This is a genomic window from Alkalihalobacillus deserti (assembly GCF_020734105.1).
Lineage (GTDB): Bacteria > Bacillota > Bacilli > Bacillales > Bacillaceae_D > Halalkalibacter > Halalkalibacter deserti.
The window spans coordinates 1-24,328 of record NZ_JAJAFR010000002.1 but is presented as its reverse complement, the minus strand read 5'-3'; the positions used below and the strand labels follow the sequence as shown (position 1 = coordinate 24,328).

At 37.7% G+C, this 24,328-nt stretch carries 20 protein-coding genes, 2 pseudogenes and 3 riboswitches; of the genes and pseudogenes, 3 read left to right on the top strand and 19 right to left on the bottom strand.

Features of this window, described 5'->3' with window-relative positions:
- Positions 1 to 3: 3 nt before the first annotated feature.
- The 7 genes from LDX58_RS03725 to LDX58_RS03695 all read right to left on the bottom strand — a co-directional run bounded on the left by LDX58_RS03725 (position 4) and on the right by LDX58_RS03695 (position 6,737).
- Positions 4 to 651 carry a precorrin-8X methylmutase gene (locus tag LDX58_RS03725; RefSeq protein ID WP_227935519.1) on the bottom strand — a complete coding sequence of 216 codons (648 nt, stop codon included), beginning with the start codon at positions 649 to 651 and terminating at the stop codon, positions 4 to 6.
- A 2-nt stretch (positions 652 to 653) separates the two neighbouring features.
- Positions 654 to 1,445, bottom strand: coding sequence for a precorrin-6A reductase (gene cobK / locus LDX58_RS03720; protein WP_227935518.1), 792 nt, complete (start codon positions 1,443 to 1,445; stop codon positions 654 to 656).
- Entirely contained in the window at positions 1,442 to 2,299 is an 858-nt protein-coding gene (locus tag LDX58_RS03715; RefSeq protein ID WP_227935517.1) for a sirohydrochlorin chelatase, read from the bottom strand. Before LDX58_RS03715 ends, cobK begins: the two co-directional genes overlap by 4 nt.
- Before the next feature lie 22 nt (positions 2,300 to 2,321).
- A complete protein-coding gene (gene cobJ / locus LDX58_RS03710; protein WP_227935516.1) occupies positions 2,322 to 3,968 on the bottom strand; it encodes a precorrin-3B C(17)-methyltransferase in 1,647 nt (548 codons plus the stop codon).
- A gap of 12 nt (positions 3,969 to 3,980) precedes the next feature.
- Complete coding sequence (locus tag LDX58_RS03705) at positions 3,981 to 4,676, bottom strand: HoxN/HupN/NixA family nickel/cobalt transporter (protein ID WP_227935515.1); 696 nt, start codon at positions 4,674 to 4,676, stop codon at positions 3,981 to 3,983.
- Positions 4,677 to 4,680: 4 nt separating this feature from the next.
- Positions 4,681 to 5,064, bottom strand: coding sequence for a (2Fe-2S) ferredoxin domain-containing protein (locus LDX58_RS03700; RefSeq protein WP_227935514.1), 384 nt, complete (start codon positions 5,062 to 5,064; stop codon positions 4,681 to 4,683).
- Positions 5,065 to 5,184: 120 nt separating this feature from the next.
- Positions 5,185 to 5,368: riboswitch (cobalamin riboswitch) on the bottom strand.
- 111 nt (positions 5,369 to 5,479) lie between these two features.
- A riboswitch (cobalamin riboswitch) is annotated at positions 5,480 to 5,670 on the bottom strand.
- A 308-nt stretch (positions 5,671 to 5,978) separates the two neighbouring features.
- Positions 5,979 to 6,737, bottom strand: coding sequence for a ThuA domain-containing protein (locus LDX58_RS03695; RefSeq protein WP_227935513.1), 759 nt, complete (start codon positions 6,735 to 6,737; stop codon positions 5,979 to 5,981).
- 282 nt (positions 6,738 to 7,019) lie between these two features.
- Between LDX58_RS03695 and LDX58_RS03690 the strand changes: the two genes are divergently transcribed.
- Entirely contained in the window at positions 7,020 to 8,624 is a 1,605-nt protein-coding gene (locus LDX58_RS03690) for a GMC oxidoreductase (RefSeq protein WP_227935512.1), read from the top strand.
- Between the two features lie 374 nt (positions 8,625 to 8,998).
- On the opposite strand, the gene LDX58_RS03685 is transcribed toward LDX58_RS03690, so the two are convergent.
- The 4 genes from LDX58_RS03685 to LDX58_RS03670 are packed head-to-tail and all read right to left on the bottom strand — an operon-like array spanning position 8,999 to position 13,140.
- The gene (locus tag LDX58_RS03685) at positions 8,999 to 10,108 is read right to left on the bottom strand and encodes a GerAB/ArcD/ProY family transporter (protein ID WP_227935511.1); all 1,110 of its coding nucleotides are present in this window, start codon (positions 10,106 to 10,108) and stop codon (positions 8,999 to 9,001) included.
- A 12-nt stretch (positions 10,109 to 10,120) separates the two neighbouring features.
- Positions 10,121 to 10,360, bottom strand: a complete 240-nt coding sequence (locus LDX58_RS03680; protein ID WP_227935510.1) for a hypothetical protein — start codon at positions 10,358 to 10,360, stop codon at positions 10,121 to 10,123.
- Positions 10,361 to 10,391: 31 nt separating this feature from the next.
- Complete coding sequence (locus LDX58_RS03675) at positions 10,392 to 11,540, bottom strand: Ger(x)C family spore germination protein (protein ID WP_227935509.1); 1,149 nt, start codon at positions 11,538 to 11,540, stop codon at positions 10,392 to 10,394.
- A gap of 19 nt (positions 11,541 to 11,559) precedes the next feature.
- Positions 11,560 to 13,140 carry a spore germination protein gene (locus tag LDX58_RS03670; protein WP_227935508.1) on the bottom strand — a complete coding sequence of 527 codons (1,581 nt, stop codon included), beginning with the start codon at positions 13,138 to 13,140 and terminating at the stop codon, positions 11,560 to 11,562.
- 264 nt (positions 13,141 to 13,404) lie between these two features.
- On the opposite strand from LDX58_RS03670, the pseudogene LDX58_RS03665 reads away from it, so the two are divergent.
- Positions 13,405 to 13,542 (top strand): annotated as a pseudogene (locus tag LDX58_RS03665) (GMC oxidoreductase); the annotation flags it as partial.
- Positions 13,543 to 13,955: 413 nt separating this feature from the next.
- On the opposite strand, the gene LDX58_RS03660 reads toward LDX58_RS03665, so the two are convergent.
- The 6 genes from LDX58_RS03660 to LDX58_RS03635 are packed head-to-tail and all read right to left on the bottom strand — an operon-like array spanning position 13,956 to position 19,932.
- Entirely contained in the window at positions 13,956 to 14,732 is a 777-nt protein-coding gene (locus LDX58_RS03660; protein ID WP_227935506.1) for a 3-oxoacyl-ACP reductase, read from the bottom strand.
- 9 nt (positions 14,733 to 14,741) lie between these two features.
- Positions 14,742 to 15,788, bottom strand: a complete 1,047-nt coding sequence (locus LDX58_RS03655; RefSeq protein WP_227935505.1) for an ABC transporter substrate-binding protein — start codon at positions 15,786 to 15,788, stop codon at positions 14,742 to 14,744.
- A complete protein-coding gene (locus tag LDX58_RS03650) occupies positions 15,785 to 16,552 on the bottom strand; it encodes an ABC transporter permease (protein ID WP_227935504.1) in 768 nt (255 codons plus the stop codon). Before LDX58_RS03650 ends, LDX58_RS03655 begins: the two co-directional genes overlap by 4 nt.
- On the bottom strand, positions 16,549 to 17,316 hold the full coding sequence (locus LDX58_RS03645; protein ID WP_227935503.1) for an ABC transporter ATP-binding protein: 768 nt from the start codon (positions 17,314 to 17,316) through the stop codon (positions 16,549 to 16,551). Before LDX58_RS03645 ends, LDX58_RS03650 begins: the two co-directional genes overlap by 4 nt.
- Positions 17,317 to 17,330: 14 nt before the next feature.
- Positions 17,331 to 18,815: an acyl-CoA reductase gene (locus LDX58_RS03640; protein WP_227935502.1), complete on the bottom strand. Its 1,485-nt coding sequence runs from the start codon at positions 18,813 to 18,815 to the stop codon at positions 17,331 to 17,333.
- A 4-nt stretch (positions 18,816 to 18,819) separates the two neighbouring features.
- Positions 18,820 to 19,932, bottom strand: coding sequence for a LuxE/PaaK family acyltransferase (locus LDX58_RS03635; protein ID WP_265416560.1), 1,113 nt, complete (start codon positions 19,930 to 19,932; stop codon positions 18,820 to 18,822).
- Positions 19,933 to 20,042: 110 nt separating this feature from the next.
- Positions 20,043 to 20,148: riboswitch (TPP riboswitch) on the bottom strand.
- A 231-nt stretch (positions 20,149 to 20,379) separates the two neighbouring features.
- On the opposite strand from LDX58_RS03635, the pseudogene LDX58_RS03630 reads away from it, so the two are divergent.
- Positions 20,380 to 20,547, top strand: a pseudogene (locus LDX58_RS03630) (transposase); the annotation flags it as partial.
- A gap of 44 nt (positions 20,548 to 20,591) precedes the next feature.
- Here LDX58_RS03630 and LDX58_RS03625 read toward each other — a convergent pair.
- Positions 20,592 to 21,134: a glutathione peroxidase gene (locus tag LDX58_RS03625; RefSeq protein ID WP_227935500.1), complete on the bottom strand. Its 543-nt coding sequence runs from the start codon at positions 21,132 to 21,134 to the stop codon at positions 20,592 to 20,594.
- 596 nt (positions 21,135 to 21,730) lie between these two features.
- Positions 21,731 to 23,764, bottom strand: a complete 2,034-nt coding sequence (locus tag LDX58_RS03620; protein WP_227935499.1) for a glycoside hydrolase family 3 protein — start codon at positions 23,762 to 23,764, stop codon at positions 21,731 to 21,733.
- Between the last annotated feature and the right edge of the window lie 564 nt (positions 23,765 to 24,328).

Genomic DNA, 24,328 nt, shown 5'->3' with positions numbered 1-24,328 from the left:
CTTTTACGCCTTTTCAGCTAAAAGTGATATTGCATTTAATGCCGCAACCGTAACCGTACTACCGCCTTTTCTTCCAACATTTGTTATAAACGGTATATCTAGCTTTGCTAGTTCTTCCTTTGATTCAGGAGCAGATACAAACCCTACCGGAAGGCCAATCACTAGGCTTGGCTTTGCATAGCCAGCCTTGATTAAACGAATTAACTCAAGTAATGCTGTTGGTGCATTTCCAATCGCAAATATGCCACCTTCAAATTGTTGAATGGCTTTTCGTACTGAGATAATCGCTCGTGTTGTGTTTAACCGTTTCGCTTCTTCCGTCACATCAGGGTCTGAAATATAAACATGTACATTGCCCCCATGCTTTTCAATTCTTCCTTTGCTGACCCCACTTAAAATCATTTGTACGTCAACATACACTTGTTCACCATTCCGAATCGCTTCGATCCCTGCTTGGATCGCTTTATCATGAATAAGCATGCTATGACCAAGTTCAAAATCAGCCGATGCATGAACGACTCGTTGCACAATTTTATACTGTTCATCCGTAAACGAATGATCACCAAATTCTTCATCAATCATCTGAAAGCTCATTCCTTCAATCTCTTGAGGCTGTACTGTTAAAGGTTTAAAATCTGTTAAAAAATCCATTTTTATTGTCCTCCATTCGTTATTGTTTCTTTCGTTAATAATTCATTGATGTGTGCTAATACATCTGAGAAAGTAGAATACCGATTCTCATACTCGATTTTCGGTCTCTTAATCATGATCGTCTCTATACCAAGCTCACTAGCTGCTTCAACCTTTTCATCGACCGATCCAACCTTTCCACTTTCCTTTGTAATCATGGTTGTCACACCATACTGACGATAAAGAGCATGGTTAAACTCTTTTGTAAAAGGTCCTTGTATCGCTACGATGTCTTTTTGCGGGAAGCCTAAGCGTTCACATTTTTCCATATTATCTTTTCGGGGAAGCATGCGAGCAATCACTCGAATATCAGGTTGATCTAGAAGTTTTTCAGTAAAAGTTTGGAGAGTTTTGCTTCCAGTTGTTAGCATGATAACTCCTTTTTTTTCAAAAGCTTTTTCTGCCGCCTCCAGATAAGACTCAACCATCGTTACACCTTTATTTTCATGTGACTGTGATTCACGCTCATAGCGTATATAAGGAACACCAGCTTCTTTTGCTGCTGCTGTTACATTCATGCTTGCTTCTTCTGCAAATGGATGACTCGCATCTACAACAGCCTGAAAGCCCTGCTCTTTAATCGCTCGAACAAAATCTTCAGTCGTCATACGTCCGATATAGACATCAAGCCCTGCTTTACGCAATTCAAGTGCCGCATTATCTGTAACAACAGTTGTTAAAAGCTTGTATCCTGCTTTCGACAGCATAATAGCTAATTCCCTAGCATCACTTGTTCCAGCTAAAAAAAGAATCATAGTTTCTGAACCTCATGGTGGTGGTGATCATGATGGTGGTGATGGTCAATATGTTCCATTGCAGCAATGCGGTATTGACATGTATCACAATTCATTTTCACATCACCTTGTAACGCTTCCTCAATGCGGTCTTTAATAATCGTTTGTAAGCGTGTATGAAAACCGAAGTAGCCTGCCAGTTTAAACTCAACACCTGGATTTTCTAGTTCAAAATCACCAATCATCGCTTCTAAGCGTTTCATTAAAATACCAGTGAATAAAAAGTAAGGCAAAATAACAATTTTCTTAGCGCCAAGTTTAATGCAGCGTTCTACTCCTTCTTTAATGAGTGGATCTGTCACTCCCATAAAAGCAGGTTCAACTAGTTTGTAATTCACTTTTTCCCAGAGTAGTCGATTGATCTTATAAAGATCACTATTAGCGTCAGGGTCACTGCCGCCACGACCTAATAAAAGAACAGCTGAATCCTCTTCTGGTTCCGATACATTTTCACCAACTTCTTCTAAACGACTCTTACAAATTTCAATCGCTTCCTCATGAATGCCAAAAGGTCTACCATAAGTGAATTGAACTTGAGGATATTTTTTCATTGCTTCATCCATCGCTGCAGGGATATGGATTTTTGAGTGACCTGCTGCTAGCAGCATAAGTGGAATGACGTAAATACTTGCAGCTCCCTTTTCAACACAGGCTTGAATCCCTTGTTCAATCGTTGGTTTTTCAAATTCTAAAAAACAAGTTTCAATTAAAAGAGTGCGATCTAAATGAGTCGATAATTCTTGAATCATTTGTCTAACTTGTTCATTTCCTTCAGGATCTCTACTTCCATGGCCAACGAGTAAAATGGCTTTCATATGTTTCTCCCCTATCACTTATTTAGTCTCCACATGGAGCTGGTTCGATCTCAATCTTCGGTGTCATATCTTGGTATGTATATCCTTGTATTACTCCTACACGTTTAAAATACTTAAAGAATCGTTCGTTCGGATGCCCTTTTTCTTTATACTCATTGATGATTGTTTCAACGACTTCAACAATTTTATCTGGCTCAACCCCCTCCGCTACAGGCTGACCCGCATGGGCTGTTCGGCCAACTGTTTTTGCCCCTAAAAATAAATCGAATTTTCCTTTCCGGAAAATGATGCCAATGTCATCATTAACGGCACCATAACAGGCCATGCCACAGCCATTAAATCCAACCTTCAACTCTTTTGGAAGTTCAAGTCCACTTAGTTTTTGATGCAACTCTTCTGCATGTGGAATCGAATCTTTTTTCTCACCATCACAAAAGTCACACGCTTTTAATTGAAAAACATCTCCAAGTGGCTCGAGGATAAAACCTGCCACTTTCAATTTCTCTGTAACGATCTCCGGATTAGCTGTTGGAATTCGTAAGTGTATTTGATGATGAGGGGTATACTCCATCTTTCCATCGTCACCAACTACATCAGCTAGAGTGATCATTTGCTTTGGCGTGAATTGCTTATTAACAATTCCAGGGCTGACCGCTAATTCAAACACAGAAATGACTGGATTATGAACGGTTTTCGCTTCTTGTATATAAATCGGTGTAGTGCTTCCTTGTACTCTATTTAAAGCCTCTAATGCTAGTTCTAGTGAGGTAGCTTTAGGTGTAGCCACTTTTGTTGCAGTCGCAGCGGTCTCTATTTGTGCAGTTTCAATATTATTTATTCCTTGATGCAACGCCCAAGGTTCATTCTCATGCCTTAATCGTTCATGAGGTCTTAGTCGCTGTTTCTCAGTATTTAACGTGTACTTTCGTTGATATCCTCTTGGTGTAATCATTTTGTTATCGTAAAGAAAAGTAGAAGAGTTTCCAATTACAACTGTTGTCAGCATCCCAATGTCATAATTCAACATGTTCTCAAGGTCGGTAATGACAATGTGCTGGCGATCACGGTAAGCACTTTTCACAAGACCCACAGGTGTTTGCGGTGAACGATATTCGAGCAAAATTCTTTGTGCTTCTTGAATTTGTCTCGTTCTTCGGCCGCTTTTGGGATTATATAAGCTAATGACAAAGTCAGCTTGTGCCGCTGCATCAATTCGCTTTTCAATCAATTCCCATGGTGTAAGGTGATCACTTAAACTAATCGTGCAGGAATCATGCATAATGGGTGCTCCGAGTATGGAAGCGCACGAGTTACTAGCAGATACACCTGGTATAACCTCTACACTCACCCCAGTTGCTTCTGTCCACCCTTGTTCAATCAACACCTCGTAAACAAGTCCAGCCATACCATACACTCCAGCATCACCACTAGAGATTACGGCAACGGTTTTTCCTTCTTCAGCAAGGCGAACAGCTGCCTGGGCGCGACTGACTTCTTCAGACATCCCTGTACTAATAATTTCTTGATCCGTTAATAAATCTTGAATTAAATCAACATATGTTTTATATCCAATGATGCATTCACTTTCTTGTATCGCTGTTTGTGCCCTGTTTGTCATGTGGTCAAAACTTCCAGGTCCAAAGCCGATAACGAGTAATTTTCCTAGCACCTTACATCCCTCCTAAATAAATTCCAAAATCATAAAAACGCCCAAACTAACACTATAAACCCCTGTAATTGAACCTAGTAGAACATAGACGACCTTTTTCACTCGCGCTTTAAAAAAACCCCATGACAGGATAAAAGTTAACGAAATAGTGGAAATTAATAAACCAAAAACAAAAAGAATCAGGTGAAGGGCGGCAGCTGTTACATTATCAAGCCCGACTGCATTTGAAATAATCGCAATTTGTGTCGGACTTTCCACACCTATTCCATGAATTAAACCGATAATAAGTGCACCGATAATACCAAGGGTAAGAGGTGTAGCAGAAATTTCATTCCCATCTTTACCTCTAAATACTTTTTCTAAAAAACCGTAAACAATGGCTATCCGACTTTTATACTCGTACTCTCCTTTATTATTAAAGAGTGAGTATAAAATGATTGCGCCTAATAAAATAAGTGTGAAGCTAACGAGCATCTCAAGAAAACCGTAAGCCCCCTCTGGCAATCTGACTCCTACATATAGAGCTAAAAGTCCAATGATTAATACAATTAAGCCATGACCAACAGCATACATAATACCTAATGAATATTGTTTTGTTTTTTGTGTCTCAGTTCCAATCATATCTGCAAGAGCAGCAACATGATCAGCATCCATTCCATGTCTAATTCCAATTAAAATTGCCAGTAAACCAAAAGTAAGTAACTCCATGTTCTCAAACCTCTTTTAATTCGACTTTTGAAACACCTTTAAACCGCTTTTCTGTGTTCGCAGCAAGCAATTCTTCGTTTTTAAAGCTATAAATAAGAGAATGATCTAGCTCAATTGTTGGGTCTAGGTGACTTTTAATGATTGACCTTCCTACTTCGGTTGAAGTCGCTGAATACCAATTCCCTTCTGGATAAACGACAACAACACACGCGTCTTTACAACGTCCGTTACATCTAGTCCTTGATGTATGTATTTGCTGATCTAGTTCTAGTGTTTTAATTTCATCTCGAATCGCTAATGTGATTTCCTCTCCTTCCTTTCGCATACAGCTTGAACCATTACAAATCAATACATGTTTTTGTGTTCCGGTTAAATTCCAAGTAGTCATACAATCACTCCTAGTTTTTATAAAATAAAAATGCACCTCTATTCATAGATAGAGGTGCATTAAATGGCTTAGCAATAGTAAGCATCATTTATTACACTTCTCTACCCATGACCCGTAGGTATTGAAGACTAAAACAAGGCAGGTCTCCTGACTTAGGTTCATCATTTCATTGTGTCTTCCCGAAAATTCAGTGACGTCATACAATGAAATTCCCCATTACAGTGGCGGGACCGTGACGGATTTGCACCGTACTTCCCTTTTAAGCATAACGAGTTAGTTATGCACCTTTGTTTTCTGATATTAGATAAAAAAACCTTAACTTCATCTGAAGTTAAGGATTATGGCATGTCCAAACTAGAGCTCTATTTTACTAGATCACTAGAAATGTTCACCCCAAACCCTCCCTCCGAAGATTGGATTCACAGTATTAAAAGCAGGTTTCCTGGCTTGTGTCTAACATTTACTCATGTCCCTTCCTAGAATATGCTTCTAGTGGCTTGACATTTTCATCAACACTTACAGTAGCGGGGGCTGCATCAGACTCTAACTGATTTCCCTATTATCCCAAAGTTAACAACCTCAGGCACTTTTAATATACTGTCTATTAAACTATGCTTTACTATATATAGCAAGAATTAATTTTAATTTGAATTCTTGTTCCTGCTTTTTTAAATAGTTTTTGAAAGAGGGCAGCGTTATCGTGAGGTGTAGAATATGAATGATTTCGATTCTCGTATATTATTATCTATTCATTCAAATCATCAAACGTTCAGTATAGTTGGTAAATCATCTTTATCGCGTTGCCAATTATATTCTTAGTCAATTAAAGGTAGGTTCAACATTAAAAATGCGTGCAGCTCAAATTGGAAAATAGGGTGACAAAGAAATCAGCTAACCCTTTGTTATATGACATTTCAGTTTATATCTTCAAGAGGCCTCGCATGTCCAAAAGTTGGTGTTGCTCCATGTGGAGATGTAGCCCATTTCACAGCATTCGCAATCACTCTTAAAATCTCTTTATTGTAATAAGTAGGGTACGTCTCATGTCCGGGCTGAAAGTAAAAGATCTTTCCTTGCCTGCGATGATAAGCGCAGCCGCTGCGAAACACTTCTCCACCTTTGAACCAGCTAATAAATATAAGCTGATCAGGAGCAGGAACATCAAAAAATTCTCCATACATTTCTTCTTCTTCAAGTTCAATGTACTGTCCAATACCTTCTACAATAGGATGAGCGGGATCAACAACCCATAACCTTTCCCTTTCATCGGCTTCTCTCCATTTCAGGTCGCAGCTAGTGCCCATTAGCTTTTTGAAAATTTTTGAAAAGTGTCCTGAGTGTAACACGATCAAACCCATTCCACTCAGTACCCTTTGATAGATTCTTTCGACAATCTCATCAGTCACTTCTTCGTGAGCTAGATGTCCCCACCAGATTAGTACATCTGTTTGATGAAGGACCTCATTTGTCAAACCATGCTCTGCTTGTTGAAATGTTGCCGTTCTGATATTGAAATTATATGGCTGTAATCCTTTAGCGATAGCAGTATGGATCCCTTTAGGGTATATTTTTGCAACATCCGGCTCGGTTTGTTCGTGGATATATTCATTCCATACCGTCACATTGGTCTCTTTCATTTCGAACGTTTTTGATCCAATTGTTATTCTAAACATAGCGTCCTCCCCATATATAAGCAGTAGACCCTTTCTCACCCTTAATCCATAGCCCATTATATGATCTCTCCGTCAAAAAAATTATGGATGTTTATAAAATTTAGAAAAAACACTCATTTTCACTGAAAAAACTTCGCTATGAATAAAAATAGGAATCAAATCCATGCTGAGTCACCATATACTTACATAAAAAGACCAACTAATGAGGTGATAACACTGAAGATTTTCATCGCTAAAAAAGGAACAACGTTGCGAAAGGTAGCCCATAATCACAAGGTTGATTTGAAGAAACTTATAGACCATAATCCACACCTGTCTCACCCCGATGAAGATATTTCTGGTCAGAAAGTAAAAGTCCCCTCTTTGCCTAAACTTGTAACTGTAAATAGAAACCGCCAAATAACGAATGAGACCATTGTTCCAACTTATGAAGATTGTCCTCCTAGTCCGGATATAGAATTTTTAGACCATTGGTTTCCTCTTACTTCATTAGAAGATATGGAAAAAATACACTATGATGTGATCATCATTGGAAGTGGTGCAGGAGGTGGAGCAGCTCTCTGGAGGCTGTGTGAACAGTGGCAGAACGAAGGGAAACGAATTGCTGTATTAGAACGGGGGGACTTACTGTTACCGACTCATGTGGCTAATTTACCGACTGCCAAAACAGCGGGGAAATTTCTACAAAATCCTGCATTCCATATTCCAAGAGCAGAGGAGTGGCCTGAATTTCCAGGGGCCAAGCAATTTTTCGGTCTTGGAGGTCGTACACTCCAATGGGGAGGGGCGGTCCCACGCTTTCACCCCGCTGACTTTAGAGAATGGCCGCTTAAACTAGATGATCTTGTCCAATATTATCAAATAGCTGAACAAGTAATGAAGGTGACGACAGCGTTCATTAGAGACTCTGATCTGCACTACACTCTCTTAGAAAGACTACGTAAAAACGGGTACCATGATGCAACAACGATTCCTCGAACACTTGATTTACACGAAAGTGAATATGGTCAAATACGGTCCAATGTTTTATTTAGTTCGATTGAATTTATCGCTTGGGCATTTAATTGGAATCCGTTTGATTTAGCTGTTAGAGCCAATGTGGTGAAGATCTTACATGAAAATGGAAAAGCAAGAGGCGTGCAAGTGATGAGCCCAGACCTGAAATCTTATACAATTCATGGGAAAAACGTTGTGGTCTCCGGAAGTACGTTTGAAACCCCTCGTCTTCTCCTTCATTCCGGAATCCCAGGTAAGGCGATTGGAAGGTATTTAATTAATCATTCTTTTGTTTCGACCAGAGGTTTTGTCGCACGCGAGGATTTTGAAGAAGTCCTAGGGATTGCGAATATTCTGCTCCCAAGCTCTAAGGAACGGCCATACCAAATACAAGTACATGGTCCGTTTCCTTATGAATTTTATGCCTATGAAACGAAACCATTAATGACAGAGCTAGAAATTAGTCTTTTCGGGTTCGGGATTGTTGAACCCAACCGTGATAACCGTGTCGTCCTAGATCAAACTAACGTGGATACGTATGGAGTTCCAAAATTAAATGTTCATTTTTCTTACGGCGCGCAAGACTTGGCTGTTATTGAACAAATGGTGGATGAAATGCATAAAGCGATTGAAAGTATGAACTTAGATAATATAACTAGTCCATGTCTGTTTCCACCTGGGCTCGACTTTCATGAAGCTGGTACATGCCGGATGGGGATTGATCCATCTACATCAGTCACAAATGAATTTGGTCAAGTACACGGCATGTCTGGCCTTTTTGTCGCTGATAACAGCATCCTTCCGTTCATGGGAGGAGCGAATCCAACCTTAACAACGATAGCCATAGCCATGCGCACTGCTGATTATATTGTAGAAAAAGAGACTAGATAACAACCTACCTCTTGAAAAGTAATCCAATCAATTTAGATAGAATGGACTATAAAGATCATAGAGTTAAAACAAAACTTATCACAATTACCATTTATGACAAGTTTTGTTTTAATTATATCTTTATAGAAAACGCAATATAAAAATGAACAGGATTTGGTCTAAACTATTTAAATAAAGGGTTTTTTCAGAAGGGTTAGACCCTTGTGTTCTCTAACGTTATACCTGCATCTAGTATCAGTTAAAGCTTCAGAGTATATCCTTATTAAGTTGTGGACATTGGCCATGTCTCTCATTGAAAAGTGCCGGCAAAAACTAAGATTTTCAAATGATAAACGTTTAAAATTGCTTATTTCACTCTTAACGAACTCCTATACCTACAATTGAGTTTGTTTTCTGAATTTCGTTTTCAAAAAGGTGAAAATAATAATAAGTAGAATAGGTAATACTCCTACGACCGTTATAAGTAAAGGCCATACGTTTGAAACACTTTCGACAAACTCGAGTTCATGGTTATAAATTGTTACGGAAAGAAGAAAAGATAGAAGTGAAATAGGAAACAGTAAGATCCTATCATCTTTTAGGTTCAGTATCTGGGAAATGATGAAATTAACAACAAACAAAACAACCGTCGCTTTCATATACGAACCGATAATCCAACTCATCGCAATTACTGCTTCAATTCTAGTCAAGACATCTTGTATATCAATTAAAGTTGCTATATAAAACAATGAATACTTAATATCAACACCAGCTGGACCTAAAATCATTATTGACACTAAAATGGCCATCAGTAAAAGAAAACCGTTGAATAAAATGGCAATAAACATCCCTTTCTCTAAAGTACCCTCTTCTTTTCTACGAGCAAATGGAAGAAGTACAGCGAAAAGGATCACCTCTGCATAAGGAAATCCCCAAGCTAAATATCCCCCATGAAAAACTGGTTTCAAACCATCAGGAAATAATGGCAAAAGATATTCTGGGTGAAGCTGTGGAATGATTAACAATAAAAAAATAAAAAATACGCTTACTACAAAAAGAATAAGCATTGTAAACATTCTTCCCATAACTTCGATTCCTTCATAAACTGTAAGGGACGCAACAAGCATTATTAATAAATGAAAAATATACATTGGTGTCGTTCTCATTATCGTATTTTGTAAAAAAAGACCAACATCAAATACAATATTAGTAAGCATCAAAAAAAGCATTATAACAAAAGGGATTGCAAAGAGGAACATAACTCCTTTTCCAAACGTTTTTCGCACGTAATCAATAAATGTTAGCCCTTTATATTGACGATTCAAAAAAAGAATACCTGTTAAAAGGAGAATACTGATTCCAAAAGCGATCAATAAAGACAGCCATGCTGCATTACCAGCACTATTAAGTAATGGCGATGGGATGTTAACAATAGCTGATCCTACTAAAAAACTTAAAAAAATAAAAGACATTTGTATATCGCTGACAGTCTCTTGACCCTTCATCGTTACCCTCCTTTACTCAATAGTCAAATATTCAGTAATCTGTTTAGCTGGTTCTAAAAACACAGCATGAATAAGATCTTTCAGATTTGGCCAATTCAAATCCAAAATAAAATCTAAACTTAAAAAAAGGGATACTGCAATCATGAATGTATAGATATAACTGACCCTCTTTTCGCTTTTTTTTAATCTCGAAAGATCATATGAGAGTAGAATCGTGTACAAGATCAACATAGTAATGATTCTTTCAATCACCTTAAATCCCCCTCACAGATGCTAATTCTCATTATTTTAAGAAAGGCTTATAATGAATTACTTCCGATCCTACAATCTCAACAGAAATATCAAAGACAAACTGACTTTCAGCAAACAGTTCATCCCACTGATCTTTTACTTCTTTCCATTGCTTTGGATTATCATGGTACACTCGATTCCCTAAATTAATGGCATCCACTTTGCTCTCTTGTAAAATTTCTAGAGTATTCATTAAATTTTTTTCTATTTGCTCTTCAATATATCCAGCGAAACCTTCAACATCCTCAGTAGTCTCAAGTTCTAAGTTACACAACATTTCCCGTATGGTAACCTCAAATTGAAGTGACACATCAACCGTAACTTTATTACCCTCGATTTTAGGGGATAGTTTAGAGCCGAATAAGAAAACCTCAATATTATCGAATATGTTTTCCTTGTTCCCATTTTTACATGGTAACTTCCAATTTGCCCTGTTATACTCTTCACGCAAAACAAGAAGACTCTGTGTCTCGGTTCCAGAAAGATCCTTGATCATTTTGTCATCTTTAATAATCGCAACTCCTATAATAGGAGCTGTTTCAATTTTTTCGTTCCCGCTTTTTGTTATATACGGTATAATAGCAGTCCCTAGCTCACTTTTCATTTGCACACTTAAATCGTGCATAGTTGTTTCTTGGGTATGCCCTGTCACCTCCTGAGAGAATCTTTGAATTTCACGAAGTTGCCTACCTGAGGAGTCTTCAAATATTGGTTTAATATCTAAATAATTACTGCCTTTTCCTTGCCCAATTAATATATGCGTTGTTACACGAGGTTCTTGTTCCCGATAGAAAAAATCAAGTATTTCACTGAGATTTCGCGTTCTTGCAGTCTCTTCTCCAATCACAATCACCTGCATATGGCTCCAATTTGCTCTCCGACCGACATGATTAACGAGATTGCGCGCTCCCTCAGAAAACGTTTGGCTAAATATATGAAAATTAGCCGGCTCTTCGCTCGCCCCACCGCCCCCTTCCATAGGACTTGGGCGATAAAACTGAACCGTTAATTCCAGTTGATCTTCTTGCTGATCAATAGCCGTGCCTAAAACAAAGCCTCGTTCCATTAATTCACTTTGATCCCAGCAGCCTGTTAAAAACAATAGCACCACTGTCACAATCAAAATAGCAAATGTTTTCAATCAAACCTCCTCCTTGTTATTATATATTTGATTTTTTAGGAAGGCGGTGCATATGGTGATTACGTGGAGACTTTAAAAGCTTTTTTAATGGAGCACGAATGAATGCGTCCTGTAACCTTAGCGGCCTTAGTGGCGCAAAAGGTGCTAAGTAAGGTACCCCTAAAGACCGTAACGAAGTTAAGTGCAGAAGAATTAACAATAGCCCAATCATGACACCAAACCCTCCTAAAGTTGCTGCTAGAATCATTAAGGGATACTGTAAAATTCGATAGGCAATGCCAAGGTTATACTGGGGAATGGTAAAAGATGAAATTCCCGTTAAGGCAACAACGACAACCATAATAGGTGATGCAATCCCCGCCTGAATGGCCGCTTCGCCAATGATAAGTGCTCCGACAATACTTACAGCTTGTCCAATTGGTTTTGGCATACGAACCCCAGCTTCGCGCATGAGTTCAAAAAAGAAAACCATAATAAAGGCTTCAAGTAAAGCTGGAAAAGGAATTCCTTCTCTCGTATTAATAACAGCTAATAACAATACGGTAGGAATCATTTCAGGGTGAAACGTAGACAAAGCAATATAAATACTTGGTAATGTAAGTGCAATGATAACAGCCACAAATCTCATCAGACGAATCATGGTAGAAATAACCGATCTTTGATAATAATCTTCAACAGACTGGAATAACTCTAAATATAAAGCAGGACATATTAAGATAGAGCTTGTCCCATGGACTAAAACAATAATTTTCCCATCTAATAAAGAAGCTACTGCAACATCCGGACGCTCTGTATAACGAAATTGAGGGAATGGTGAGTACGTTGAATCCTCAATAAGTTCTTCTATATAAGATGTTTCTAAAATTTCCTTATCTTTCAGTTTCGAAATTCTGGTTTCAAATTCTTTTAGCACCTCTGGGTCTACTGATCCTTCAAGGTACCCATAAGCAATTTCTGTATTCGTTTCATTACCGACTCGATATGTAATGATTTTAAATTTCCGTGATAGTAATCTTGAACGAAGCAATCCAATGTTTTTTTTGAGGTTTTCAACAGTCCCTTCATGAGGCCCTTGTACAACTCCCTCACTTATTGGTTCTGTTACCGGTCTACTTTCAACAGAAATGGCGTTGAAGCCCAGAGCCTTATTCCATTTATCGAAAAAAATAACAACAGAGCCCTCTAATATTTTTTGCGAGACCTGATCAAAATTTTCAAGAGTTTCAACCGTTTGGTCAGATACCCCTTTTTGAAAAATGAAATTCTTTAGTTGCTCGACTGTTATCTCTTTTGCTTGTCCAACTTCATGGGTGACTAAATCTTGTAACAATGTCTTTAAATAATTTAGTTTTTCATCTTGAATGATCGTATTACAATAAACCGTAAAGGCGGAACTCGATAAATCTGGTCCAAATCGATAGTCATGGACCTCAATATCATCACAATTCAAAAAGATTTCTTCAATCTGATTTTTATTTTCTGAAATATCATTAAAAATCGTTTCTGACACTTTTGCTGCAAGTTTGGGAAGAGTTTCAGTAGAAAGTTCCGTTGTTCTTCTTTTTATTTTTCTAAAGTTAGTCTTTTTATGTTTTGTCATTGAAGTTGCTCCTTCGACAAAGGGTGCTATGATCAATTGTACGTTTCACATATAGCATTATCCTGAATTAGAAAAAACATGCAATTTATAGTTGATATTTAATAGAGCAATACATATTTTTCCTTTATTTAGCATGAAAACAAATTCCCGCATTACAATTATTGATATAAAAACAAAAAAAACTCTTTACACTAAGGCAAATGAACAGATCATCCATACCCTATGGTAAGAGTTCTTCTAATTTCCACACTAGCGTTGCATTTAACAAACCGGTATGGTCAAGTTCATGGTGTATCCGGCCTTTACGTAGCAGACAATAGTATTTTACCTTCTATTGGGACTCTTACAACTGTTGCTCTCTCGATTAGAGTAGCAGATTATATTCTTAGTCAATTTGATTAAGGTAGGTTCAACATTAGCTTGGAAATAGGGTGACAAAGGAAGTAGCTACTCCTTTGTCATCCCGATTGAAATTTTAATTTATATCATCAGTCACTATGCATTTCCAACCTTCCCACTGAATCCATCGGTTCCACCTGCTTTACAATCGTTGCGCATACATTGGCAGGCGCTCCGCCTGCCAATTTTTAAACATTTTGGCCTCCGACTAATTCAATACCTACATCGGTAAAAAAAAATCAATTAACAACTCTCCTATATAGCTGACTGAGGAGTTTGTATTCATATATTTTTCACATCTTCGTTGCTATTGTTGTTAGCGTGACGGAAAAGGAGGAAACTTGTAGCGGGTGTCTTAACCTCACTTAACTGTTTCCTCCTCAATCTCTTTAGCTATAAAAAAATCGCCTTTTTAGTTATTTCATTACAAACCCACCATCAACAACCATACATTGACCAGTCACAAAAGCCGACCAGCTACTTGCAAAAAATAAGACACTACCTACGACATCCTCTGGTTTAGCGATTCGACGAAGGGGAGTTTGGCTTTTGATCAGTTCCTTTACTTCTTCCTTTGTTGTTCGACTAGCATCTGTTGGGTACACAAGGCCTGGTGCCACACAATTAACTGTTATTCCAAACATACCTAAATCGACAGCTAAGTTTTGTGAGAAGGAAAGAACGGCTCCTTTTGCTGTATTATAATCATGATACGGAACAACGGGTCGGTAAACGAGGTTACTGACCATATTCACAATCCGACCTGAACTTGCTTTTTTCATAATCGGAATCACATACTTGCAAACATTATATGTTCCTTTCAAGGCGCCATCAATTTGACGTTGATAATCTTCCCATTCAAGTTCCCACGCAAATTTGCGCTTGTCCGGATCAAAAGTATAAGCATGCAGAGCATTATTTACAACGATATCAATTGTATCAAATTCCGAGACTACATCAGCGATCATTGCTTTCATATCCGACTCGATCGTCACATCACCTTGTACCGCATACGCCTCAATGTCATATTGATCCATTAGATCCTCAGCAAGTTGCTCGGCTCGCTCCTTACTTTTCACATAATTAATCACAACTGTTGCACCTTGTTCAGCAAAGCTTTTTGCAATGGCAGCCCCTATTCCTCGACTCGATCCCGTAATTAGTACGACCTTTTGCTGTAATTGTGTATCCATCGCTATCACCTACTTTAATTGTTCTACCAATTCATTCGTCGTTATTTGATCGATATTGACTCTTTCGTTAAGTAAACCTAAATGATAGTAAGTTTCCTCTACTTCTTTTAAAATCTCTTTGTTTAACCACCCTAAGCCTTTTTCTTTCATTTCTTCGTTTATTGAAGTTTGATTTCGGATATTAATAATACCCATATTTCTTTCTTTATCTTGCCCATCAATGGCAGCTGAAACAGCAACTTCTGCTGCTTCTTCAGGATGTTCGATCGTATAGGCAACACTATCACGATAAACTTGTAAGAAACGAACAAGCACATCCTTTTTTTCTTGATATGTTTTTTCAGTAACAACAAAAACATCAGCAGGTGTATTTAAGACATCTTTTACTTCAATAATATTTACATCGCCTAATCCTTTGTGCCCTGCATCAAAAAGACCTGTATCCGTTGCGGCCGTGGCTACAACCTGCTTATTCATTAATGGACCAAAGTTCAATACTCCTGTCTCAATAATATTTACATCTTCTTTGGTTATTCCAGCTTCGTAAAGGAGAACAAGAAGATTCTGATACGTTCCACTACTTAAACTATAAACACCAATATCTTTCCCACGTAGATCTTCTACACTTTCAATGTTGCTCTCCTTAAGAGAAATGAGATTAAATACATTTTCAGGGTAAATATTATAAATGATTCTCAGTTCTTCACCTTGCTCAACTGCAAGAAGAACGGCTTCGACATTAGCAAAAGCAATATCAGCATTTCCAGCAATAATATTTCGAACAGCATCTCCACCACCTGCACCAGGGATGTATTCAAAGTCAATGTCTGCTTCTTCAAACCAACCTTTTTCCCCTGCTAAATAAAGATTGCTTTGTTCCGTGATCGGCTGACTCCAAGACGCCATTTTTATTTGATCAACCTGTTGTTCTGTAACTTCTTCATTTCCTTTTCCTTCTTCTTCTACTTCTTTGTCTTCTCCACCACATGCAGCTAAGCCTAATGTTAATACAGTTATGAGCAACGTTGAACTTATTTTCTTTACAAATTGTTTCATTTACTTTCTCCCCTAGTGTACATATATTTTTTAAAAAAGATCGCCTCAATCCAATAAATGAATTGATACAATAATATCCCTTTAATAGTAAGCAAAATAAAAACAGAAAACATTAATGTTGTATCGAGCATTCCTTGCGAAGCGATGATAAGTGCACCCAACCCTCTATTCGCACCGATAAACTCACTAATAACTGCTCCTACAACACTTAAAATAACAGCAACGCGTAAGCCAGAAAAAATATACGGCATCGCAGTTGGAAGGCGTAGTTTGATTAACGTTTGATAAGAGCTTGCTCGTAAAGAGCGAAATAAAGCTAGTTTTTCACGACTAACATAGGATAGGCCAGCAACGGTACTTTCAAATAACGGAAAAAAACAGACGAGTGCTACAATCACAATTTTTGGTGTATACCCAAAACCAAACCAGAGGACTAAAAGCGGCGCTAAGGCCAATTTCGGCATGGCTTGAGATGCAATAATATAAGGATGTAAAATTTCTTGGGTAGTTTTAGACTGCGAAACGATAAACCCAAGTCCAATACCAACTATGGTCCCTACAAAGAAGCCCGCAATTACTTCCAAAGATGTTGCTAAAATATGCGGATAAAAGTAACCACTCTGAAAATGTTGGTATAGATTAACCCCAATATCAGAAGGTGCTGGTAATATCAATTTCGAAACCTCTTTTATCCTTACAATTGATTCCCAAACAACTATCACGAAGACAAACAATAGCAATGAATAAATCCTCGTCTTTTTCATCGTGAAGAATCCCCTATTCGTTCAATTGCCTCATAAATCTCTTTCACAATTTTTGTAAAAGAAGGCTCAAATTTAAGCTCCTTTGGTCTCGGTCTAGACATAGGAACATGAGAAACATTTACTACTTGTGCAGGTTGTTCGCCTAACAATATAACCCGATCAGACAAGTAAACTGCTTCTGTAATATCATGGGTTATAAAAAGAATTGTTGAGGAAAAGCGTACCGAAAGCTCCATCAGTTCGAGTTGAAGCTGTTCCTTTGTCATAGCATCTAAAGCAGAAAAGGGCTCGTCCATTAATAATATTCTTGGTTCTGTTATCAAAGCTCTAGCTAAAGTAACTCTTGACATCATCCCTCCTGATAGTTCGTGAGGGTATTTGCCTTCGTGACCAGACAATCCAACTAAGGAGATCACTTCTTTGGCCTTTTCTATATCTGGCAAATTCAATTTTCTTTTTAATTCAATTGGCACTAGAACATTTTCTAATACATTACGCCACTCTAGTAGAATCGGTTTTTGGAACACATACGTTATTTGATCAATAGGCTTGTCAATTACTTGTCCAGCAATTTTGATTTCTCCTTTTGTAGGAGACAGCAGTCCAGCGATCATTTGTAATAACGTCGTTTTCCCACTTCCGCTTTTACCGACAATACTTACAAACTCACCAGCCTGAACCTGTAAATCAAGATTTGTAATAACAGGTTGTTTATCCCCTTTAAACTGCAGGGAAACATCCTGACATTCAATTATAGTTGTCATGCTTGTCTCGCCTCTTATTCTTTGTAAGGATCGAAAAATTCCTTCTGTTCCTCTAGTGAAGATTCTACATCACAAAAGCGTACTAAATCAGCTAAATGAAACCGGCCATCATGATGCCAACCAGGCTCAGGATGCGGCATTGATCCTAGTGCACTAATTCGATTCACACCCCATTCTCCTAACATCACGATAATGGAAGAAAACTTCTGAGGAGAGCAGCCTACTCCAACCGTTTGAATATAACTTTCTAAACCTTTTATGTACGGTTTAATCTCGGTCATTTCGTCTACTGGGATAACTGTTACAAAGCGATTAAGCGGAGAGAAAGGAAAGAATTCCGTATCTCCTCCCTTATTTGATTCCCGGTACACAACCGTCCAAGCTGTATCTCCTTCACTTTTAAGCAAATCTAATTGATCATTGTTAAAACTTTCAAACTCAATTGCTGAACGTTGTTTGACGATGGCATGATGCTCTTCTTCTGTTAAAGAAGCTCGTGGATGTGTATGCTGAAAATTCCCCATCTCATTTGCGAGCATTTGTGCAAAATCAAGTGGAGAATATTTACCAGCTCGTTCAACAAAAAACACATGTGGAGATAGACAGCCTTGCTGATCAAACCAAGAACTATCATATGCGGCCAATTGAGCCGTTTTCCAGCCTTTTGTCGTTTCCAAACACTCTTTGGTAATCAAACCAAAACTTACTTTGTGCCCATGAGAATGAAAACGAACATGAGCCGGTACTTTTTGTTTGACGGCTTCAATCGTTTCTTTCCCACCATAGGCGATCACATCATTAGATTTAGAAAAACTTACTGTCTCTAATGACTCACTACCACCCTTCCACCATAAAATAGCTAACGCATCTCCTAGCTCTGAATCGATTTCCTTTAATGTTTTTGCAAACAATACTGGAAATAATGGTTCCGATGATGACACTTTCCCTAACGTAGCCGATTTAAGTAATAAGCCTGCCGTAAGACTCCACAGTGGTAAAGCTGGAACATTACCCGAAAAAATATGAGTAACAAGTCCAGGTCCATATGCCCTATACAATCCCCCTGATTTCCTCGGACGAAATTCATCTAAAATAAGCGGATTAGGAAAATCTTCATCGACCATGCGCTGAAGCTTTTCTTTCCGAAATTGCCTTAAATATCGACTGATGAATAACCGGACCATCTCATGATCATACCCCGTAATAATCGGTAGCATCTCTTCGGCAAGTTGACGTAATTCATAACGAGGATCTAACCACTTCTCGACTGCTTCATTTAAAAGATCAATCATATCATTTGTACGAAGCCTTCTTAAATAGTCTTGCTGTTGAACTTTAAGCGTATCAATAACATTTTCAATAATAAGCGGACTAAGCTCTGGTACTTTTAACTCTGCCCTCTGCCCATGATTTTCAAATACTAAGGTGTGAAATCGTACATCGCTAAAAAGTTCTGCGCATTTTTCTGGCACATGAAAACATGAGAAACTCTTTATCATCTTATCAATTCTCCCTTGGACTTGTCTGGGCGGAAGCCATAAATTGCTCAACAGCTAGAGAACACCCTTTAGCCTCTGCTCCTTCAGCCCTTCCTAACAAATAAAAGCCATCTTCTTCTTTAATTCCGATATCTTCTGTGAGAATTCCCATTACCGAATTAAGATTGGCTAGATCATAATGAACGATAATCCCCTTTTCTCCTAGAGTCTTCTCTTCCATCCGTTCGATATCAAGAATGATCGTTTTTACCCAGTGAGGCGCTTGTTTTTTCGTTGAATTCCCTTTTCCATCCTCAGATAGATTACGATCATAAAACTGCGAACTAAGTTCCGTCATCCCATACATATTGACAGACATTTCTATAGGTATCGTAAATAAATCGCTCATCTCTTTTTTAAACTCAATTGGATCGATTTCACGTGATCGTCCCTTTGCTCCACCCGTATCCATAATTCTACTTTTAGCCGGTAATCTAAATTGAAGATTTTTACTTTTACACTCGTCTAGTAAATGAATAAAAGAGAATGTAGCTCCAATTAAAAGAACCGGCTCGTCCTTTTTCTCTGCTAGTTGAAGCTCTTCAATAAGATTTTCTACTTGAAAACCGTCTTTAGAGAATACATACATACTGTCATCTGTACCGAACGTTTTTTCGGCAATATGTAAATAATGAGCTAAAGAAGAATTTGGCATCTGATTTTCCTCAGGGAAAAGAACAAACATTTTTATTTTTTCAAGATCAGGTAAGATATAAGGCTTAAAATGAGTCTTCATCGAAAGGTCATATACTTCCAAATCACGATGATAATTTTTCCCTCTTTTTTCAGAATTGGTTGTCCCACTTGTCATAAAGAGAGCTTCAGTCTCTGCAATTGAGTGACTTGATAAAGTAGATAATTTAAATGCATCAATCGGAACAGGAGGGATCTCTAGAAAATGTTTAATCTTTCTTGGTGAAACACGGCGCTTTCTACAAAACTTACGAAAAGGCTGATTATGTTCATATTGAAACTGAAATACCTGTAATGCCATATAATTAAATTCCTCTTCAGTTGAAGTAGGCTGATTAATAAAATCAATTAATTGTTGCTTTAATACTATATAATCTTCTATCAAACGTAACACTCCACTTCTGCAATATATTCTTCAATTAGACAAATAAAAAGACCACCTTCATAAAGGAAAGTGGTCATCACTTAAAAACTATGTATCCGAAATTATAGCTCATAATATGATGTCCACTTCCCTACGCTACGATTACATAGTTCAGGTTCAAAGGGTCTAAAAGCATTGCTTTATTCTCAGCCAAATACGGCCCCCCTAGTGGTAAAAAAAACTCAATGTTGTATATATTAATCATATCACTATTGATATGTTCTTTCCACATTTCCTAAATTAAATTAGTGAGGGTAAAGGAGCTGATCCTGTTGTAGTTATTACTTCTATTTTGTTGCTATTAGTGAATATACAAGCATCCAAACATTAAATATGATTATTCGTACTCTATTTACTTTACTAACTCTAATACTAAAAGAGTAACAGGAAAAAACATTCCTGTGATTTATTGTCCGTGAATATGAATTAACCGCGTCTGTTTTAGACAGATGGATTACTCAATTTCAACAATCTCGTTCGTTCAAAGAGAAAGATAATCGAAGCCCTAAAGAACATGAATTGATTGAGTTAAGAAAAAGAAATAAACAGCTAGAAATGGTAGTCGACATTTTAAAGCAAGCCGCGCAATTTATTTTGCTAGAGGTTATAATTGTATACTTTTACTTTGATAATAATATTTCAATGTCCTTTGCAATATCTTCAGGGTTAGTTGTTGGTGCATAACGTTTTACAACATTTCCATCTCGATCAATTAAAAATTTCGTAAAATTCCATTTAACCGCTGACCCTTCCAATAATTCTGGGGAGTTTGAACGCAAATGCTGGTATAGCCGGCTGTTTTTATCTAGATTTGCATCTTCTGGTGCTTGCTTAACTAAGTATTGATATAAAGGGTGTGCATTTTCACCATTCACCTCTATTTTTTTAAATAGAGGAAATGTCACGTTATAATTCAATGCGCAAAATCCACTAATTTCATCATCTGTTCCTGGCTCTTGGCCACCGAATTGATTGCAGGGAAAGCCTAATACAGAAAATCCATTGTCTTTGTACTTACCATTTAAGTTTTCGAGCTCTTCATATTGTGGTGTTAATCCACATTTACTTGCTGTGTTTACTATTAATAAAACGTTACCCTTGTATTGCTCTAGGCTAATTTCTTTTCCATTTGATAAATTTGCTTTAAATTTATGTATTGACATACTAATCTCTCCTTTTTATTAAATTAAAGCTCCTGATTGTTTTAAGCATTGATTATTATCCTTATTGAAGATAAGAACCAGTTAGCAGCATATTAATTATGATCAAACCCTACTAAAGGGACTTTTGCTTTCTCTGTTACACCGTCTTCATATTCCGTTAAGTGGTAAGACTTCGTTTTTATTGATGCAAAATTTCAAAGCTAAGACACACAATCAAAATAGGCTTAAGAGTTTTATTTGATTTCCGCCCAGAAATAACTGGCCCACCTCATAATAACGAACTGGTCCTATTACGAAAAAAAGAAAAAATATGATTAAAAATAGACATTCTTTCTCAAGAAAAAAAGTAGCATAAAAGCTACTATAATCAATTAACCAAACCGTACTCCCTAATCAGCTTTAAAAAAAATTATCTTTTTCACTCCAATTGAATAACGCCAAATTAATTTGGCTTTGATGAAATCCACAAAGAAAAGTATACATGCCTAAGATGATAGCAATCCACCAACTAATTTAGAAAACCTAATGAATTGATGGATTGAATGTTACGTAGAATGGGTTGCATGCTTTTCTCTTTAACATCATTTCGTATTTGATTAATAAGAGAGTCCAAAGCCAAAGCCATACTCATTCCCGTTTTTATCCCGATAAACATAAGAAGAGCCTTTTGCATGCCCTGGAATATCTCCTGGACTATTTTCCAGTACTTCCTGATTAGCCGGAATCGTAAACGGTAGTTTTCCGGATGGATTAAATCTACCTCGTAGAACATCTATTAGCGAGTCATATTTCACTCCAAAGGTGCTCAATACTGCAGCTGCATTTGGTTCAATTTCTCCAATCAACCAAGGGTTCGTCATTTGAACGACAAGAATTGTAGGCAATTTTTCTTCAATTGCTTTAATTCTCGTTACATCAACCCCAGTTTCTAGTCCTAATTCTACCGAAAGCGGGGTATCCGGACGATCTGCTACTACGTTCGGAATGGCAAACACCAATGCATGTGTAGCTTCTTCAATATTGTCCGTTACGTTAATGGAAGGATCATTGTTTGTAAAAGATTCTATCAATCTCTTCGTTTCCGCTTCTGCTCCTTCTTTCATAAACACTTCTACATAAAGCTTCATATTTTTAACTTTATCATCAGTTAATGGCAAGAGCTGTTCACTATTTTGCATAAGAACAACGGATTTGCGATGTGCCTCATTTGCTTTTTCTTGAGAAGTTGGGTCTTTCGCAATAAGTTGAGCCTGTTCTGGATCAGTATATGGGTTTTCAAACAACCCTAATTCCATCATTTCGGTAAGTAAATAAGTTACAGATTGATCGAGTTTTTCTTCACTAACGAAGCCTTCTTTGACCGTTTTGATCAAAGTCGATGGATCTGCTTCATCAGAGAACATATTCACGCCTACTTCCAATGCTTTAGCATATCTTTCTTCAGCGGATAACTCTTCTACGCCCCAGGGCATCATATTTATAATCCCAGTATCCGAGTTGATATAGCCCTTAAAACCAAGCTCTTTTCGTAATATATCGACTAGAATTGCTTTGTTATAGGCAAAACCAACCTCTTCAAATAGTTCTCCATCTTTTAGCTGGGGAACACTATGTTCATTACTTGGATAGGAATAATAAGGCATCATTGAAGTCGTTCCCGCTTCTATTGCCGCTTTAAATGGTGGGATGTGATATTTATACAAACTACCTGGAGTTGGGTACGGATTGAAACTCCCCCAAGGATAATGTGGATCATGTCCTTTATGCCTTGCTCCTCCACCAGGGAAATGCTTCGTAGTTAAAGATACGCTATTGGCTCCTAAATTTTCTCCTTGAAAGCCTTTAATAACAGCAGTGATCAGTTCGGATGATAGCTCTGGATCTTCTCCAAATGTACCGTTAAAGCGCATCCATAGTGGATCTGTTGCAATATCTGCCATGTATCCATAAATTTTGTGAATACCAGCTGCTCTCCATTCGCGTGATGCAATTTCAGCGAAACCTTTCACTAATTCAGAATCAGCTGTTGCAGCAAGTCCTAGTTCACCTGGCCAAAGCGAGAATTCACCTGAGGCTTCCATTAATCCATGATATAAAGATCCAATATGATTTCTCGGATTCGAAACCATTACTGCTGGAATTCCTAATCTAGATCCTTCTGCTACTTCTTGAATTTTATTGGTCCAGGTTGCCAAGTCAGATGCTTTTGGATTATCACGAACAATGAAGTAACGGAGGTTTAATTCCAAGATTCCTTTTGTTGCTCCTGCATTAAAAAGCACGGGTTTAGGTAGTTCGTAATTGTCATCTCCAGGTTTTGAAAAGGGATGCGTTTTTAGAACAACTCCTGTTTCATTTAGTAAGCCGCTCTCATCCGTTTCCGTTGTTTCTACGTTACTAGGGATTTTTTTAGATCCAGGCATATATTGAGAAGAAATGGTCATCAATCCGGCTTTTTCCTCAACCGTCATTCGAGATACTAAATCTTTCACACGTTCTTCAATCGGAAGCTCCCAATTTTCGTATGGATCTAACACGCCATTGCCATTTAAATCTCTAAACTGTTTCCCATCCACCGTTAAAATGTCTTTAACTCGCGAGTCAATGTTTGGTACATAACTTTTATTCATTGAGACTCTCCTTTAGAAACCGTTTTACTTTTGTGATAGAGGTTAGTTCTTAATATACAACACAATCTAAATTAATATGTATTTTATGAACTGCGAAATAAATAGTTTGTTTAAAAAACAAACTATTTATACAATAAATGAAATCATCTTAATAATCAAACTTATAGAGCTTGTTCAAAAAGGGCGGTCTTCCCTTTTTGAACAAGCTCTAAGCAATGAGCGAAGCCACTGCAATGTTTTAAGTCGATCCGAGTGGTTTTCTCGGATAGACGCGCAGTGAGTGAAGCCATTGCAACTCCGCATTAGGAGAGAGGATAATCGAGTAGGAGGGGGTGATTAACCCCCGACCTCTCACACCACCGTACGTACGGGTCCGTATACGGCGGTTCAATAAGTTAAGTGTGTTTAGAATATATTGAGGAATATAGTCGGGTTAGGTTAAGCAACCCAACTCGTTCAAGAAGTTTATTTGGAATAGTTGTGTGTAGAATGAAGCTGTTAGATATGTGCCAGTATCCTTTTCTTGTGTTTGCCCACTCCCAAGCCTTTTGCTTGGGGATTTTT

Coding starts and splice junctions, on each gene's coding strand:
- LDX58_RS03725 (WP_227935519.1), bottom strand. CDS start 651: ATGGATTTTTTAACAGATTTTAAACCTTTAACAGTACAGCCTCAAGAG.
- cobK (WP_227935518.1), bottom strand. CDS start 1,445: ATGATTCTTTTTTTAGCTGGAACAAGTGATGCTAGGGAATTAGCTATT.
- LDX58_RS03715 (WP_227935517.1), bottom strand. CDS start 2,299: ATGAAAGCCATTTTACTCGTTGGCCATGGAAGTAGAGATCCTGAAGGA.
- LDX58_RS03705 (WP_227935515.1), bottom strand. CDS start 4,676: ATGGAGTTACTTACTTTTGGTTTACTGGCAATTTTAATTGGAATTAGA.
- LDX58_RS03700 (WP_227935514.1), bottom strand. CDS start 5,064: ATGACTACTTGGAATTTAACCGGAACACAAAAACATGTATTGATTTGT.
- LDX58_RS03695 (WP_227935513.1), bottom strand. CDS start 6,737: ATGTTTAGAATAACAATTGGATCAAAAACGTTCGAAATGAAAGAGACC.
- LDX58_RS03685 (WP_227935511.1), bottom strand. CDS start 10,108: ATGAAGGGTCAAGAGACTGTCAGCGATATACAAATGTCTTTTATTTTT.
- LDX58_RS03670 (WP_227935508.1), bottom strand. CDS start 13,140: ATGACAAAACATAAAAAGACTAACTTTAGAAAAATAAAAAGAAGAACA.
- LDX58_RS03660 (WP_227935506.1), bottom strand. CDS start 14,732: ATGGATACACAATTACAGCAAAAGGTCGTACTAATTACGGGATCGAGT.
- LDX58_RS03655 (WP_227935505.1), bottom strand. CDS start 15,788: ATGAAACAATTTGTAAAGAAAATAAGTTCAACGTTGCTCATAACTGTA.
- LDX58_RS03650 (WP_227935504.1), bottom strand. CDS start 16,552: ATGAAAAAGACGAGGATTTATTCATTGCTATTGTTTGTCTTCGTGATA.
- LDX58_RS03645 (WP_227935503.1), bottom strand. CDS start 17,316: ATGACAACTATAATTGAATGTCAGGATGTTTCCCTGCAGTTTAAAGGG.
- LDX58_RS03640 (WP_227935502.1), bottom strand. CDS start 18,815: ATGATAAAGAGTTTCTCATGTTTTCATGTGCCAGAAAAATGCGCAGAA.
- LDX58_RS03625 (WP_227935500.1), bottom strand. CDS start 21,134: ATGTCAATACATAAATTTAAAGCAAATTTATCAAATGGAAAAGAAATT.
- LDX58_RS03620 (WP_227935499.1), bottom strand. CDS start 23,764: ATGAATAAAAGTTATGTACCAAACATTGACTCGCGAGTTAAAGACATT.